Here is a 16,650-nt window from a genome sequence, read left to right as displayed (position 1 = left end):
GCGCCCGCTGCGGGCTCAGGCCTGCCTTTTCCTCATCCTGCGGCTGGCCAGATAGGCCATGCCGCACAGCAGCGCCAGCATGCCACCCTGGCCCAGGCCGGGAACGGCCTGGACATTTCCGGGGCCGGGACCGGGTCCTGGGTCCGTGCCCGGACCGGGGTCGGGATCGGTGCCCGGGCCGGGGTCGGGAGGATCGGCAGCGATCACCTCGATGGTCACGGATGCCGGTGCGGCAGCGCTCTGGTGCCCGTCGGATACCGTGAAGGCGAAGGTATCGGGCCCGGAGTAGCCGGCCGCCGGCGTGTAGACCAGCGTACCCGTCTGGGGATCGAAGCCGCTGATGACGCCATGGGCGGGGCCGGCGGTGATCTCGAAGCGCAACGGGTCCGACTCGAAGTCCGTGCCAGCGAGGGTGATGGACAGCGCCGTATCCTGTGGGGTCGTGACGGCTTGCGGCAGGGCCACGGGGGCGGCGTTGGCCGCCATCGCGTTGGAAAAGCGCGAGGTGTCACCGGTGGAAATCCGGGTGGCGGTCGCCGTGACCGCGGCCTGGTCGCCCGGGGGCATGGCGCCCTTGAACACCAAGGGCGCATGGCCGGAGGCATCGGTGGTCACGGTCTGCGAGCCCAGCAGAACCTTGCCGGCGGCGCGCTCCACCAGCCCGTCGGGCAGCCTGGGCGTCGAGAAATACTCGATGCGCATGCTCTCGTTGGCGACGCTGTCCAGCGTGCCGGACAGGCCGTCGGGCGTCACCGTGAGCAGCACCGGCTCGGCAGGATCTCCGTTGGCCAGGCTGGTTCGTGCGATGCCTCCCTCGGTATTGCCGTAGATGGCATTGCCGAGCATGGAGACGCCCTTGATTTCGTCCCCCCGCAATCCCACGCCGAACAGCCTGTTGTGCGCAATCACGTTGGCATGTGCCGCGTCGTCACCGCCGACCAGGGTGTCATGGGCCTTCTGGAAAAAGGAAACGCCTTCCCCATTGGGCAGGGCGGTTCCCTGGGGACTGACGCCCACGTAGTTGCCCTGCACGAGGTTGTTCTTGCTGGCGCCCTGGAACTGTATGCCGGACGCCTTGCTGCCACCGACGATGTTTGCGCGCACGGTCACCTCGTCCGAATCCTTGATGACGATGCCCCATTGATTGGGCAGCATGGTGCTGGCATCCAGGCTGGTTCCCACGATATTCCCGGCAATCAGGGTATTCGAGTTGCGTGCGCCGTAGTTTCCATTCAATTCAATGGCCGTTTCCTTGTTTCCGGCAACCAGGTTGCCGTCCTCAGGGCCTGTGCCAATGCGATGTCCGCCCTCCGACGAAAAGAATACGGCAATGCCTGGCCCATTGTTGGGAATCATGGCCGTGCCGGCTGCATTGGTTCCGACTCGGTTGCGGGTCACCAGCGTGTGGGCGCCGGAAATGGAAATCGCGGAGGAGCCGCCTGTTTCCCTGACATTGCCGGAGACGAGGTTGCTGTCGATCAGCGTGCCGGTAAAGTCGGATGCCACGCTGATGCCGTTTCCCTGGTTTCCCAGGGCCACATTGCCGGTGATATCGGTGCCTATGTAGTTTCCCTGAATGATGTTTCCTGTACCCGCGCCTGGCCAGGAAAGCCATATTCCGGAATTTTCCGCCGCGGAAATGACATTTCGCCCGCCAATATCCAGATTCCCGATGCGGTTGCGGTTGCCGGAGTGGACAAGGATGTTGCTGCGATTGCCCATGGCAACCGTTCCCGATGCGTCAACGCCTATATGGCAGCCCAGCACGGTGTTGCCGTCGCCGGTCACCGCCAGGGCCGTATTGAAGCCGCCTATCGCCAGGCCGCGCACCGTGATGGCGCCTGCCAGCTCGAGCCCTATGCCGAACTCGGGGCTGCCTGACTGCAGCGTGATCAGGGGGCGGCGTGGCAAGTGGTCCTCATAGCCGGGCTGCGTGCTGGCGTCCACGGTGAGCGATGTGGCCGGTGCGATGGGCTGCATGAGCCTGCCATTCCAGTTGCTTTGGGTGACGATGGTCTGCTCTCCCCCCGCACCGATGCGGAACTCGATGCGGTTGTCGCCGCCTTGGTTGCGGTTGGCGTTGGCGTAGGTGATGGCATCGCGCAGCGTGCAGGGTCCCAGGCCGGTGCTGGCGCACGGGCCGGTTGCGTCGGCGGCGCTGTCCACCACGACGGTCCATGCGTGGGCCGTGGCGATGCAGCCTTGCGACAGCAATGCCAGGGCGAGCAGGCGCAGGGGCCTGCGTGCCGCCGTGGGAGTGAATCGTTGCCTGTATATGCTCATTGCCTTTTTACTTTCCCTGAAATGGACTGCCGAAACGCCTTGCGGGCATTGATTGCGCAATTGCTGGAAAGGGCGCTGCGATTTCGCATGTGCGGCATCTGTGTGGAATATCCCGGGGCCTGACCCAAGAAAATGAAGCAGCCCTTGTTGATGAATCAAGCCTGCAATGATCCCCGGGGCATCCGAGTTTGGGTCTAAGAATTTTCTTAAATCATCAAGACTGCTGAAATCGCTGAAGAGATCGGACGAGGTCTTTGATGACGAAGCGAGGCGGGCGATATTCCCGGTTGAAGCGGCGTGCACGGGTTTGCAGAATTAAGAAAATTCTTAGCCCTGTTTCTTCATCCGATTCCTATGATTTGGCAATGCGCCAGTTTCAAGACCTTCTGTTTTCTTCCCGCTCGACTCGGCACGGGTGGTGCCCGTCCATGGCACTGCGCGATTGGATGGCGTCGCTGCGTGATTGGACGGTATTTGCACTGGCAATCATGGCCATGCTGGCCTGCGCCTTGCACAGCGGCAGGGACGATGCCGCCCCGGCGCCGCCATCCCGCAGCCGCGCGCATGTGCCTGTGGGGGACATGCAGCTGTTTTTCATGGACCGGTATTTCCTGCTGCTGGACGCTGCCGTGGGCGCGACCCGCGCGGCCGTCCATTCCCAGGCCGGTCTGGCATGGCCGTGGCGCACCAGCGCACCGCAGGACCACCTCGTGCCGCTGTATTCGCTGATGCATGTGGGCCGGGGCCTTCCCGAATCGCTGCTGCTGCGCAAATCCGTGAACAACGCCGCATGGCTTGCAGACCGCTGGGAGCCCGTGCGGCAACTGGTCAGGGCCCACGCCTGGCTGCTGCTGTGGTCCGTGTCGCTGGGACTTGCCCTCATGGCTGCACTTGCATGGTGTGTGCGCCGGCTGCGACGCGGCGTGCCGGCTTCGGCCTGGAGCCGGGCAGGCGCCTGCGCCGCCGGCGATGCACTCTGCCGAAAGCTGCTGGACACGGCACCCGTGGGCCTGGCGCTGGTGCGGTGCAGCGATCGCAGCCTGCTGCTGTCCAATGCGCTGGCCCGGCAGTGGGTGTGCAGTGATGCTTCCTGGTTCGAGCACGCCGTGGCCGGGGGCACGCAGCAGGGCCCGCGTGAGCTGGCGCTGGGGGACGGGCGATGGGTGGAGGTCCGCACCACGCCCACGACCCACGGGGGCGAACCGGTGGTTTTCTGCCTGGTCAGCGATGTGACGGCGCTCAGGCAGGCGCAGGCAGCGCTGGTCGATGCCAAGCAGCGCGCCGAATCGGCGAGCCAGGCCAAGACGCAGTTTCTGGCCACCATGAGCCACGAAATACGCACACCGCTCTTTGGCATCCTGGGAACGCTGGAGCTGCTGGCCCTGTCCAGGGTTCCTTCCGAACAGACCCGCTACCTGGGGGCCATGCAGCAGGCATCGGCCTCCTTGCTGCGCATCGTCAACGACAGCCTGGACCTGTCGGCCATCGAGGCGGGCCGGCTGCAGCTGGAAGCCCAGGCGTTCTCGGCCACCGAATTGCTCGACAGCGTGGCCGCAGGCCTGCTGTCGCGTGCCGAGCAAAAGGGCCTGCAGCTGTATGCCGTCTCCGATGTGAAAACGCCGCCCCTGCTGGTGGGCGATGCCTTGCGGCTGCGGCAGATCCTGGACAACCTGGTGGGCAATGCTATCAAGTTCACGTTCTCCGGCCACGTGGCCCTGCGCCTGCAGGTCATGGGCGACAGCGAGGAAGGCACCGACCTGCGGTTCCAGGTGCAGGACACGGGCATCGGCATCGACCCGGAGCAGCAGCCCTTCCTGTTCGACCCGTACTTCCGTGCCCATGCGGCCACCCAGCAGCAGGTCCAGGGCGCGGGCCTGGGGCTGTCCATCTGCCTGCGCCTCAGCCAGGAGATGGGCGGGCGGCTGACGGCCGCCAGCCAGCCGGGACTGGGGACCTGCGTGTCATTCGAGCTGCGCCTGCCGCGCGAGAGCGCGGCAGGCTATGAGGCAGTGCCCAGTCTGTTGCCGCACACCGTCTACGTGGATGGCGCCATTCCGGAAGTCGTGCACAACCTGTGCGCCTGGCTGCGGCATTGGGGCGCCATGGCCCAGCCCTACCGGGACCAGGTGCAGGGTCCCAATGAGCAGGCCGTGCTGGTGCAAGCCTGGCCGCGGTCGCTGCGCCGTCCGCAATGGACGGGCAAGTGCGTTCTGGCGCTGGCGCCGGGCGAGAGCCCCCGCGAGACCGTGCAGGCCTGCGTGTGGGAGGCCAGCGCGCCTGGCGTGCCGGCAGTGGGCCATGCGCTGGGCCTGGCCCAGCAGGGCATTGCGCCGGGTGCGCGCCCCGACCTGTATGCCGCCGCCGCCCAGGTCCACGAGCCCCTGGGGCTGAGGGTGCTCATCGTCGAGGACAACCCCATCAACAGGATCATCCTGCGAGAGCAGCTGCAATTGCTGGGCTGCGAGGTCCAGCAGGCCAGCAATGGACAGGACGCGCTGTCCCTGCCCGGCCTGCTCGAATTCGATGCCGTTCTCACCGACCTGCACATGCCGTTGCTGGACGGCCCGGCCCTGGCGCGTGCGCTCAGAAAGCGCGGGTATGTCCGCCCGATCGTCGGGCTGACGGCCAATGCGCAGCCGCAGCCGCAGCCGCAGCCGCAGACCCAGACGCAGGCGCAAGAGCAATCGCAAGGGCAGGGGCAGGGGCAGGGGCAGGGGCAGGGGCAGGGCGACGGACTGCCGGCCGGCTTCGACAGCCTGCTGTGCAAGCCATTCACGTTGGCGGTGCTGCGCACCACCTTGAACAACATCAAGCAAGGCAGGACCTGAACCCATGCTGGCCCCATTCAAAGTACTCATCCTGGACGACCATCCCCTGTGCTGCGAGCACGCGCGCAGCCTGCTCATGGAGGCGGGACTCACGGACACGCACATGGCCTGCAACGCGCGGGAGGCCCTGGAGAAGCTGGGCGACGGCGGATTCCATCTCGTCATCACCGACCTGAAGATGCCTGACATGGACGGCCTGCAGTTCATCGATGAATTGAGCCGGCGCGACCTGCATCCCATGCTCGTGATATCCACCTCCTGCTCGCGCCGGCTGATGAACAGCGTCAGTCTCATGGCCAAGGAGTCCGGCTTTTCCGTCATCGGGATGTTCCAGAAGCCGTTCGGCACGGACCATGTCCAGGCGCTGGTCAGCCAACTCAGGTCCGTCCATGCAAACGAGGGGAAAGCCGCTGCCGGCATCAGGGAGCGGCCGATTTTCGCCAAGGCCCACCTGGTGCAGGCGCTGCAGGAGAAAACCATACAGGCCTGGTTCCAGCCCAAGAAATCCCTGCTCACGGGCCACATCGTCGGCGTGGAAGCGCTGGCGCGCTGGAACGATCCGCAGTTCGGCTTCATGATGCCGGGCTCGTTCATGTCCGCCATCCGGTTCCATGGGCTGGATCATGCCTTGCTGGTGCGGATGATGGAAGACGCCATGTCGGCGCACCTGGCCTGGCGCAGTGCCGGACATGTCGTGCCTGTGTCCGTCAACCTGCCGGTACCGCTGCTGGACGATATCGGCCTGCCGGACGAGTTGCACGGCATGGCGGCCCGGTGCGGCATTGCTGCGGAGAACATCACGTTCGAGCTTCTGGAGGACCAGGCCGTCGGCATACCCGCCAACTACTACATGAGCGCGAGCCGTTTGCGCCTCAAGGGCTTCGGCCTGGCCCAGGATGACTACGGGCGCGGATACAGCTCGATGTACAGCCTCATCTCCACGCCCTTCACCGAATTGAAGATCGACCGGGCCTTCGTGGCCGGTGCGGCAGGTGACGAGGTGCGGACTGCGGCCTTGACGTCGTCGGTGCAACTGGGGCGGCAGCTGGGCCTGACGGTGACGGCGGAAGGCGTGGAGACCACCCGGGACCTGGAGTTGCTGCGCAGCATCGGATGCGATTGCGTGCAGGGCTATCTGCTGTCCGCCGCGGTGCCTGCGGTTGAATTTGCCCTTATGCTGGTGTCCGAACCCCGGCACCAAGGCAACCCCACCTGACCTAAGCACGCAAGGCGTCCATGCCCGACTCCCCGTTCAGCAAGATCACACGCACCACACGCTGGCAGAACCGGGTACTGTTTGGAGCGCTTCCCCTGGCGATCTTCCTCATCGCCGTGCTGCTGTGGGGCTCGGAGAGGATCTTCGAGCAGGAGCAGGGGCGCCTGGCCTTGAACTTCTCCGCCATCGTCGGCTCGCTGCAGGAGCAGGAAATCTTCCTTCGGCGGCTCAAGGGCCGCAACGAGTCCTGGAAAGCGCTGCCGGACCAGAGGATAGCCACCATCGTCGACGTACCCGCACCTGCGCAGGCGGACTACCGCATGTTCCGTGGCCGCGAGGCCATCGGCGGCATTCCCTTTTCACTGCAATGCTCTGCGCGCGTGGCCTGCGACACGCTCCCGGACCGGCTTTTCTCGCTGGGCAGCTCCCTGGCCGCAGGCTATTCCTCCTTCTGGGCAGGCTCCTACTTCCCGGCAGCCGCTGCCTTCTTCACCAAGGAGGACGGGGCGATCAGCATCGGCGTGCCAGCCATCGACGTGCCCATCGGCAACGAGAGCGTCACGCAGGAAATGTTCGACAGCACGATTGCCGCCGTCAAGGCGCATCTGCGGGCCAGGGCCGCCGATGCCCGGCCGAGCGCCGGCTCCACGGCGCCGGCGCCGGCGCCGGCGCAGGAAATCGTCTGGTTCCGGTCGCCCCAGTTCCCGGAGAAGATGATCGGCATGGTCGCCGCCGGCTTTTCAAGCCATATCGAAGCCGGCGACGAAGCCGCCACAAGCCCGATCTACGCCGCCATCCTTTTCAGCCGCCAGCGCATCAGCGCGATAGAAAGAACCATCCATACGCTGCCCAGGCATCTTTTCTGGCTGGAGCACCGGGACTTCGGCGTGCTCATGGGCACCGGCCCCGTCCCGCAGGTGGACGACACGGGGATGCAGTACACGCGCAATGGCCTGATCCTCAAGACCGAGGATGCCTCCGGCCGGTGGACCGGCTACTACCAGGTGGACTACGCCACCTTTTTCCAGGGCAGGCTGTTCGCCCCTTCTGCCGGCCTGGTGCTGGCCCTGCTGCTCAGCCTGCTGGCCGGCGTGGCCTATACCCGGTGGTTCAACCGCAAGGTGATTGCGCCCGCGCAGGAGGCGCAGCGGGTCATCGTCGAGAGCAATGAATTCAACAGGACGCTGATCGAAACCGCTCCCGTGGCCATCTGCCTTGTGGCCTACGGCAGCGGGAAAATCATCTTCAGCAACTCGCTGGTGCAGGAGTGGCTGCACTCGGCCGATGGCTACCTGCGTCCCGGCTCGCCGGAGAACAAGGCGGCGCTGGAGGAGATTGTCCATGCCCGGGCCGCAGGCACCATGGAGCGCCTGGTCACCGAGCAGGGCAGGACGCTTCATGTGGCCTATGCGCCCACGCGCTACCTCGGCCAGGATGTGACGCTGTGCATTTTTGCCGACGTCAGCGCGCGCGCGGAGATCGAAAGCAACCTGGAGCGGGCAAGAATCGCGGCGGACGAGGCCAACGAGGCCAAGTCCACCTTTCTGGCGACCATGAGCCACGAAATCCGCACGCCGCTGTATGGCGCGCTGGGCACGCTGGAGCTGCTGGGCATGACCGAGCTCACCCAGCTGCAGAGCAAATACGTGGACCGTATCGAAGCGTCCTCGTCCATCTTGCTGCAGATCATCAGCGACATCCTGGACACCAGCAAGATCGAGGCCGGCCAGCTGCAGCTGGAAAAGGCCCCGTTCAATCCCCGGGAGCTGGTGCAAAACTGCACCAGCTCCTACGCCGCCATGGCGCAGCAAAACGGCCTGCTGCTGTTTTCGTGCGTGGACGCGCAGGTGCCCGAGTCGGTGCTGGGCGACGCGGTGCGCATCCGCCAGATCCTGGGCAATCTCATCAGCAACGCCATCAAGTTCACGGAGGCCGGCCATGTGATCGTCCGCCTGCGCAGCATGCCGGGCCCGGCCTCGCAGGCCCGGCTGGTGTTCGAGGTCTGCGACACGGGCGTGGGCATAGAGAAATCCCTGCATGGCGAGCTTTTCACGCCCTTTTATCTCGTCAAGAACAGCAGCCGCACGGCGCGGGGAGCGGGCCTGGGCCTGTCCATCTGCTGGAGCCTGGCCCGGATGATGTACAGCTCCATCGAGGTCTGGAGCGAGCCCGGCCTGGGCAGCAGGTTCTGGTTCGAGCTGGGGCTGGAGACCGTCGCGCAGGAGCAGGGGCCGGAGCAGGAGGAGGCTCCCGCGCTGCAGGGCGCCCGGATCGCGGTGCGCACCCCCCACCCGGAACTGGCGGACAACATCTGCGCCTGGCTGCGGCGCTGGGGCGGCCAGGCCCGCGCGGCGGCAGCCGCCCCGGTGGCGGCCCATGACGATGAGCTGCTGCTGGATGTCCTGCTGCCGGCGGACAGCCCCGCGCCGCAGTGGAAGGGGCGGCACCTGAACCTGTCCTCGCCGGACAACCGGGGCATCGACGGGCACAACGTCCTGAGCATCGGCCAGGGCATTGCGCAGGTGCTTGGCGGTGCGCAGCGCTCTGCCAGCGCCGGCACCGATCTGCCCCTGTTCGACCTGCGCGTGCTGGTCGCCGAGGACAATCCCGTCAACCAGGTGACGCTGCGCGGCCAGCTCGAGAGCCTGGGCTGCGAAGTCACGGTCGCCGACGACGGGGAGGAGGCGCTGGCGCTGTGGGACATCAGCCCGCACGATCTGGTGCTGACGGATGTGAACATGCCCTACCTCAACGGCTACGAACTCGCCGAGCGGCTGCGTTCGGAGGGGGTTGCCTGCCCCATCGTCGGCGTGACCGCCAATGCCATGCTGGACGAGGAAAACCGCTGCCTGAACGCCGGCATGAATGCCTGGCTGGTCAAGCCCATCCAGTTGCGCACGCTGGTCCGCACCCTGGAGAAGTTCGCGCCGAGAAAACGCCTGCGTCCGGCGCCTGCCCAGGCCGGCGCTGCGGCGGCGGACATTCCCCCGCCCCCGGCCCTGTCGGAGCCCAACGTTTTGCAGACGCACAGGCAGGTCTTCGTGCAGTGCATGAACGACGACATAGAAATGCTGGCCCGCGGCCTGCAGGAGCGCCGGCCCGACCTGGCCGCCCAGGCCCTGCACCGCATGCGCGGCGCCTTGCTGCTGGCCAGGATGCAGGAGCTTGCCGCCCGCACCCAGGCGCTGGAGGAGCGGCTCCTGAACGGCGCCCCGGAGCCCGGCCTGCAGGCCGCGCTGTCAGTCCTGCTGGACGACCTCCTGGCCGACCTTCGCGCCATGATGGCGCAATTGCCCCAGCCCTAACCCTTTGCTTGCGATCCCATGAAACTGAAACTGCGCATTGCCGTTGTGGACGACCACGCCGTGGTCCTGCTTGGCGTCAAGGACTTCCTGGAGCAGGATCCCAACCTCCAGGTCGTGGCCACGTTCGATACCCCGTCGTCCTTGATGGAATACGCCAGATCGAACCCCCTGGACGTGGTTCTGACCGACTACTCCATGCCGGGCGATGACCTCTACGGAGACGGCCTGCGCTACGTGGACTACCTGATACGCCATTTCCCGCACATCAAAGTGCTGGTGCTGACGACCGTCTCCAACCCCATGATCATCTCGGCCCTGTATGACGCGGGCGTCGCCGGCGTGCTGCTCAAGGAAGACCCGCTCAGCCAGATCATGGCGGCGCTGCAATGCGTGCGCCTCAACACGCGCTACTACTCGCCGTCGTTCCAGGCAGGCACGCCCAGGCAGGAGAGGACGGTTTTCCTGAGCGAACGCGCCAACAACCTCTCGCCGCGCGAATTCGAAGTCCTCAGGCATTTCGCCAAGGGGGAATCCATCACGGAAATCGCCGCACGCCTGAGGCGCAGCGTCAAGACCGTCAGCCTCCAGAAGAACTCCGCCATGCGCAAGCTGAACGTGGACAGCAACCAGGACCTGGCCGCCTTCTGCGCCGAGCACCATCTCTTCGACTGACCGGCCTGCGGGCTGCACCAGCCGGTCAACCTTCCAGCGCCTGGCCTTGCGCCTGGCTGCCGCCCTCGGCGTCCACCTCGCCCAGGCGATAGTGCGGTTCGGACGGCATCAGGCGAAACCCCAGAAGTGCCCCGCGCCGGCTTGTCTTCATCGCCAGGGGCGCCTGGCAATGCACGCAGCCATAGTTCACGAAATTGGCATCCTGCTCCAGCGAGTAAAAGCGAAACCTCAGTCCGGGGTGCGGCTTGGACAGGGATGTATTGCTCAGCAATTCGTAGCATGGGTCGCACAGTTTCTGGGACGTTCTCTTTGGCTGCATTTCTGGAAAAAACGGATCGATGTACCGCTCTCCAGTCTTGCCCGGCCTTGCGCAGCCAAGGTTAAGACGATTCTTATTGCCGTACGGCGCGCATCAAAGTGGCTGCTGCTGCGCCGTGCAGTGGATGCCGCCGCCCCCGGCGGCAATCGCGTCGATGTCCAGCTGCACCACCTCGCGGCGGGGAAACAGCTCGCGCAGCAGGGAGCGGGCGTTGGCGTCCGCACGGGCATCGCCAAACTGCGGGGCGATCACGGCGCCGTTGCACACATAGAAGTTGATGTAGCCGGCCGCGAACTCCCTGGACTCCAGCTTGCTGCGCACCGACGAGGGGCCCTTGAGCACCTGCACGCTGAGCTTTTGCCCGCGCGCATCGGTGGCCTGGCGCAGTATGTCCAGATGGCGCCGCGTGACGGCGTAGTCGTAGGAGTCCGGGTCGTCGTCCAGGCCCGCCACCACCACGCCGGGCGAGGCAAAGCGCGCATAGAAGTCGGTGTGCCCGTCCGTGATGTCGCGGCCCGCAATGCCGGGCAGCCAGATGATCTTGCGCAGGCCCAGCAGGCGCTTGAGTTCGGCCTCGCAGGCGCTTTTCGACAGGCCTGGATTGCGGTTGGGGTTGAGCACGCAGCTTTCGGTGATGAGGGCCGTGCCCTGGCCGTCGACCTCGATGCCGCCGCCCTCCAGCACCAGCGCGGTCTCCAGGTAGCGCACGTTGGCGGCTTCGGTGACAAAGCCTGCCACCTCGGCATCGTTGTCATGCGCCTGCTTGTCGCCCCAGCCGTTGAAGTTGAAATCCACGCCCGCCAGTTCGCCCTTGCTGCTGCCAGTGCCGCTGCCCAGCTGGCGCACGAAGACCGGCCCGGTGTCGCGCATCCAGAGGTCATCCACGGGCTGCACATGCAGCTTGACGCGGTTGCCGCACAGGCGCGCTGCCAGGTCGTAGTCGCGCTCGCGCACCAGCATGTTCACGGGCTCGAAGGCGGCAATGGCGCGCGCAATGCCGGCCAGGTGCTCGCGCGCGGGCTCCAGCAGGCGGCGGCCCCAGACCCTTTCGCTGGGGCCGAAGGACATCCAGGTGGACTGGTGCGGGTCGCCCTCGTCGGGCATGTGCCAGGTCTCCAGGCTGCCCGGGTCCTGGCGGCTGCCTTCGGCACGGGCTTCCGTGGAGCGGGCGGCGGCGGTGCCGGCCAGGGCCGCCATGGGCGACAGGCCCAGGCAGTTCAGCAGGCAGCGGCGGGAAAGGGCGTAAGGCATGGTGTCTTCAGCAGGTGCTTGGGGGAATGCTGCGATTGTCCGAGCCCGTATTCATTCTGAAAATTGATATCTTTTGCCGTAATCAATCAACCCAGCTCATGCTTTGGCCAGCGGCACTGCCTGCTCCACAAGGTAGTCAAACACCTCGCGCACCAGCGCCATGCGCGGCTCGCCCTCGATGCGCGACATCCACAGGCGGCCCAGCGCAAAGGGTGGAATGCCTTCCACCAACTGCAACCGGCCCGTGCCCAGTGCCTCGTCCGCCAGCAGGCGCGATACCACGGCGCAGCCACGCCCGCGCAGCGCCGCGTCCAGCAGCAGGCGTGCGTCGTCGTAGATGGCGGTCTTGCGCAGCCGGCCCAGGTGTTGGCGGATGAAGGGGCCGGTGCGGTCACTGGTCAGGTCTTCCTCCAGGCACAGCAGGCCGGCGCCTGTGTGCGGCCCGGGCGCGCGCACGGCCACCAGCTCGTCGGCCAGCAGCGGCACCTGTAGCACATCGGTCTGCCGCAGCGGCTCGCGGGTAATGGCGATGTCCACATCCAGCTCGTCGATGTAGCGCGCTGTCTCGTCGGTGGAGACGATGGGGCACAGCTGGGGGTGGCGCTGCAGCAGGCCGTCCAGGCGCGGCTGCAGCCAGCCGCTGGCCACGGGGGCGGGGCAGACGACGGTGACCAGGCTGTCGTCCATGTAGGTCTCTATGCGGCTGAGCCCGTGGCGGATCTGGTCCAGCGACTTGCCCACGCTGTCCAGCAGCAGCCGGCCCGCCACCGTCAGCTCCACGCCGCGCCCCTTGCGGCGGAACAGCGGCTGGCCCAACTGCTGCTCCAGCTGCGCAATCTGGTGGCTCACGGCGGATTGGGAAATGCACAGCTCCTCTGCCGCGCGCGAGTAATTGCCCAGGCGGGCTGCGGCCTCGAAGCCGATCAGGAACCGGAAGGAGGGGAGGCGGGCATTGGACATGGGACACGGCAGACAAAGCGGTGGAACCGGAATTGTCGACGCACCCAGCCGAAGCCGGGCGCGATGGGCCGGACGCTGTCGTTGCAACACTTGGTTACTTCCTTGACCCATCTCAAATCCCGCATGCGGCAGCGTCGATACGCTTCGGCCCATGAATCACCAGGGCTTGACTTTGGTCAGCATGGCTTGGCACGCAGGCATTCCCCGCCTGTGCGCGCACAACAGCGGCGCACAACGCCGCACAGGAGATGCATCAATGCACATCGGTCAACGTTTCTGGCGCCGCCAAGGATTGGGCGCAAAGCTGTCACTCACCAATTTTGTCTGGGTCGCCGCCATCCTGGCGCTGCTGGTGCTGGGCATCGCCTGGGATGTGAGCAAGTCCCTGCAGAAAAAAATGCACAACGAGATGCAGCAGGGCGTCCAGATGCTGCACAACTTCGTCGAGTCCACCGACAAGGAGCTGCGCCAGCGCACCCAGTTCCTGGCCGACAGCCTGGCGCGCAGCCTGCAGGGAACGCTCAGCCTGGACACCAGCGGCGGCGAACCCGTGCTGAGCCTGGACGGCCAGCCGCTCAACGGCAACGATGCGCACCTGCAGGCCTTCACGCGCAGCACCGGCGCCGTGGCCACCGTGTTTGCGGCCCAGGGGCAGGGCGACTTCGTGCGCATTGCCACCACGCTCAAAAACGAGAAAGGCGACCAGAGCGCGGCCGTGCTGGGCAGCCGGCTGGACCGCGCCCATCCCGCCTACGCCGCCATCCAGGCCGGCCAAAGCTACATGGGCCTGGCCCACCTGTTCGGCCGCCAGTACATGACGCAGTACCGCCCGCTCAAGGACGCCTCCGGCGCCACCGTGGGCATTGCCTTCGTGGGCCAGGACTTCTCGCAACTGCTGGAGCACTTCAAGGACTCCATCCGCGCGCTCAAGGTGGGCCAGACCGGCTACTACTACGTGCTCAATGCCGAAGACGGCCCCCAGCGCGGCCAACTGGTCGTGCATCCCGCCCTGGAAGGCCAGAACATGAGCGATTCCAAGGACGGCGATGGCCGCTTCTTCATCCGCGACATGCTGGACCGCAAGCAGGGCAGCATGGCCTATCCCTGGACCAATCCGGGCGAAACCCAGGCCCGGGACAAGCTGGTCGTCTTCAGCCAATACGCACCCTGGAACTGGGTCATTGCCACCAGCGCCTACGTGGACGAAGCCGTGTCCGAGACCCGCAGCCTGGTCCTGCAGTTCGCCCTCATGGGCCTGGGCGCCGTGCTGCTGCTGTCGGCGGCATGGTTCTGGCTCATCCGCCGCATGATCGTGCGCCCCTTGAAGCAGGCCAGCCACATGGCCTACGCCATTGCCGATGGCGACCTGACCGTGCGCATCGCCAGCGACCGCCAGGATGAAATCGGCCACCTGCTGGAAGCCATGAACACCACCAGCACGGGCCTGACGCGCGTGGTTGGCAGCGTGAACGAACAGGCCCACAGCGTGGCCCTGGCCAGCGCGGAAATCGCCCAGGGCAACCAGGACCTGGCCGCCCGCACCGAAAGCGAAGCCAGCGCGCTGGAGCAGACCGCCGCCGCCATGGAAGAGCTGGGCTCCACCGTGGCCCACAACGCAGACCACGCGCAATCGGCCGACCGCATCACGCGCGAGGCCCAGCGCGTCGTCACCGAAGGCGGGCAGGCCGTGCGCAAGGTCGTGCAGACCATGCAGGGCATAGACGCCAGCAGCAAGAAGATTGCCGACATCATCGGCGTCATCGACGGCATTGCCTTCCAGACCAACATCCTCGCCCTCAACGCCGCCGTGGAAGCGGCCCGGGCGGGCGAGCACGGCCGCGGCTTTGCCGTGGTGGCCGAGGAAGTGCGCGCCCTGGCAGGCCGCAGCGCCGAGGCCGCCAAGGAAATCAAGCAGCTCATCAGCCACAGCGTCGCTGAAATCCACACCGGCAACCAGGAGGCCGCGTTTGCCGGGGAAACCATGGAACAGGCCATGGAGGAAATCCGCAAGGTCACCCAGCTCATCTCGGACATCAGCCACGCCAGCGCCGAGCAAAACAGCGGCGTCGCCCAGGTGGCCGAGGCCATCACCCACATCGACCAGACCACGCAGAAGAACGCCGCCCTGGTCGAGGAAATGGCCGGCGCCGCCGCAGGCCTGCGCCACCAGTCCGATCAACTGGTGCGCGTGGTCTCGGTCTTCCGGTTGCAGGGCGGCAGCAATGCCCAGGCACAGGCGGCGCCCCGTGCACCGTCGCTGGCGCCCGGCGCGGCCAAGGCATCTGTGCCCCAAGCCGCCCCGCCTGCCGTTGCCAAGCCTGCCACCCCGGCCGCGTCGGCTGTCTCGGCAAAACCGGCTGCCGCCAAGCCCATCGCCATGGCCTCCACGGCCGATGACGACTGGGACAGTTTCTAGGCGCCGCGCCCGCCTCAGTCGTGCCGCGCCATCAGGTCACGGCGGCGGCGCTCGTAGTAGTGCCGCTGGCACTCGGCCGCCTCCTGCCAGGCCTGCCTGTCGATGGCATCCTGCACATGATCCGGCAACGGCTGGGGCGGCGCAGCCGTTGCCAGCATGGCCTCCATGCCCTCCAGCGGCGCAAAGCCCAGGCAGGGCAGCTCGAACGGCAGCACGGGCTCCTGCGCATTGGCGAGAATGGACCCCAGCGCCCAACGCGCCATGCGGTCAAAGAACCCGTCAGGGTGCCCATGGTTCCAGTACCGCGCCATCTCAGGCCCCGCAAACCGCATGGCGTCATAGGCATGCCTGGGGTTGTGGCGGGCCAGCTCCACCACCTCGCTGAACCAGATCTCTCCAATCCCGTAGTGCTCATGCCCGCTGTTTACGCGCGGCGGCACAAACCACTGAATGCGCTCCCCCTTCGCATTGCGCCGTGTGAAAGACAGGTCATCGCAGGTGCGGATGCCGCGCAAGACCTTGGGCGCAGGCCCCGGGATCAGGCTCTGAGGCGGGTGCTTGGCATCGCGCCTGGGCTTGGTCTTGTTCTTGGTTTTGTTGTCTTTGGCAGATGCATCCATGCCACCCAGCACCTTGCGTTGCACCCAGCGCCTGAAGCGCTTGGCTTCAGGTGAGGGGCTGGCCTGGATCAGTGCATACAGGCCCTCCACGCTGACGGCCGCCAAGGCTTCGCGCCTGGGCTCGCTGGAAAGGCGGACTATGCAGCGCTGGTCTGCGTCGAGTTTGCTGGTCGCCAGCTTGTGGCGGGAGATTCCCAGAGCGATGCACACATCTTTGGCAAGGAACCAAGTCACGCCGTGCCTGAGGAACGTGCGGATCGGGATGTCGCCGAAGTGGAGGGTTTGGGGGGTGATGTCGTCTGCAGGGACGGCACGGGAGAGGGATCGCAAAGCCATGGATGGCCTCCTATGTCAACACGGTCATAGGGTTGCCCGTCTGTCTTTGCCGCAATGGCTTTATGCAGCGGCGGGCAGCCCGGCCATAAACAAGACTTGCCCTGGATTGCAAGGCAAGACAAAGCGTATGGACGAAACGCCACTGACTTTCGGGAGTGACTTCCGCCTATGAAGGTGTGTTGAGCACCGGGGGGATCGTAGCAGGTGTGGGCGCGCGGGAGCTGCCCAAAGCGGTTACTTAGGCGTGGTGGATGAAGGGTGCAGGGACGTGTTGAATAAGGGGCTTTGCAGCGAATTGCGAGGGCAACCTCACCTGTTTTGGTTTCTTCGCAGTTCAGCTGTTCAAGGCCTGTGCGTCAGTAGTAGGCCACCGCAGGCGGTTGAACGACGGCTTCAGGCTGCGAGCTGCCGTTCATGCATTCCGCGTCGAACGATCGCTTCCGG

Annotated in this window: 10 protein-coding genes; 5 read left to right on the top strand and 5 right to left on the bottom strand. The window is 66.0% G+C overall.

Features of this window, described 5'->3' with window-relative positions; translation table 11 throughout:
- Window positions 1–15: 15 nt before the first annotated feature.
- The gene (locus ACF8ML_RS06435) at window positions 16–2,586 is read right to left on the bottom strand and encodes an Ig-like domain-containing protein (RefSeq protein ID WP_392406683.1); all 2,571 of its coding nucleotides are present in this window, start codon (window positions 2,584–2,586) and stop codon (window positions 16–18) included.
- A 125-nt stretch (window positions 2,587–2,711) separates the two neighbouring features.
- Between ACF8ML_RS06435 and ACF8ML_RS06430 the strand changes: the two genes are divergently transcribed.
- Genes ACF8ML_RS06430 through ACF8ML_RS06415 form a run of 4 tightly spaced genes read left to right on the top strand, consistent with a single transcriptional unit; the run spans window position 2,712 to window position 10,304 of the window.
- Entirely contained in the window at window positions 2,712–5,111 is a 2,400-nt protein-coding gene (locus ACF8ML_RS06430; protein ID WP_392406681.1) for an ATP-binding protein, read from the top strand.
- A 4-nt stretch (window positions 5,112–5,115) separates the two neighbouring features.
- Window positions 5,116–6,327: an EAL domain-containing protein gene (locus ACF8ML_RS06425; RefSeq protein ID WP_392406679.1), complete on the top strand. Its 1,212-nt coding sequence runs from the start codon at window positions 5,116–5,118 to the stop codon at window positions 6,325–6,327.
- 20 nt (window positions 6,328–6,347) lie between these two features.
- Window positions 6,348–9,632 carry a response regulator gene (locus ACF8ML_RS06420; protein ID WP_392406677.1) on the top strand — a complete coding sequence of 1,095 codons (3,285 nt, stop codon included), beginning with the start codon at window positions 6,348–6,350 and terminating at the stop codon, window positions 9,630–9,632.
- Window positions 9,633–9,650: 18 nt separating this feature from the next.
- On the top strand, window positions 9,651–10,304 hold the full coding sequence (locus ACF8ML_RS06415) for a response regulator transcription factor (RefSeq protein ID WP_016448158.1): 654 nt from the start codon (window positions 9,651–9,653) through the stop codon (window positions 10,302–10,304).
- A gap of 25 nt (window positions 10,305–10,329) precedes the next feature.
- Here the strand turns inward: ACF8ML_RS06415 and ACF8ML_RS06410 are convergent, their stop codons facing one another.
- From ACF8ML_RS06410 to ACF8ML_RS06400, 3 genes are all read right to left on the bottom strand, one after another.
- On the bottom strand, window positions 10,330–10,575 hold the full coding sequence (locus ACF8ML_RS06410; protein WP_223275363.1) for a hypothetical protein: 246 nt from the start codon (window positions 10,573–10,575) through the stop codon (window positions 10,330–10,332).
- Between the two features lie 141 nt (window positions 10,576–10,716).
- On the bottom strand, window positions 10,717–11,874 hold the full coding sequence (locus ACF8ML_RS06405) for an agmatine/peptidylarginine deiminase (RefSeq protein ID WP_392406675.1): 1,158 nt from the start codon (window positions 11,872–11,874) through the stop codon (window positions 10,717–10,719).
- Between the two features lie 96 nt (window positions 11,875–11,970).
- Entirely contained in the window at window positions 11,971–12,834 is an 864-nt protein-coding gene (locus ACF8ML_RS06400; RefSeq protein WP_392406673.1) for a LysR family transcriptional regulator, read from the bottom strand.
- Between the two features lie 256 nt (window positions 12,835–13,090).
- On the opposite strand from ACF8ML_RS06400, the gene ACF8ML_RS06395 reads away from it, so the two are divergent.
- Window positions 13,091–15,250, top strand: a complete 2,160-nt coding sequence (locus ACF8ML_RS06395; protein ID WP_392406671.1) for a Cache 3/Cache 2 fusion domain-containing protein — start codon at window positions 13,091–13,093, stop codon at window positions 15,248–15,250.
- 14 nt (window positions 15,251–15,264) lie between these two features.
- Here ACF8ML_RS06395 and ACF8ML_RS06390 read toward each other — a convergent pair whose 3' ends face one another.
- Complete coding sequence (locus ACF8ML_RS06390) at window positions 15,265–16,206, bottom strand: Bro-N domain-containing protein (RefSeq protein WP_392406669.1); 942 nt, start codon at window positions 16,204–16,206, stop codon at window positions 15,265–15,267.
- Window positions 16,207–16,650: the final 444 nt, after the last annotated feature.

It is taken from the genome of Delftia sp. WSY_10 (assembly GCF_043104705.1).
Taxonomy (GTDB): Bacteria; Pseudomonadota; Gammaproteobacteria; order Burkholderiales; family Burkholderiaceae_C; genus Comamonas; species Comamonas tsuruhatensis.
This window is presented reverse-complemented; position numbering and strand designations above follow the sequence as displayed.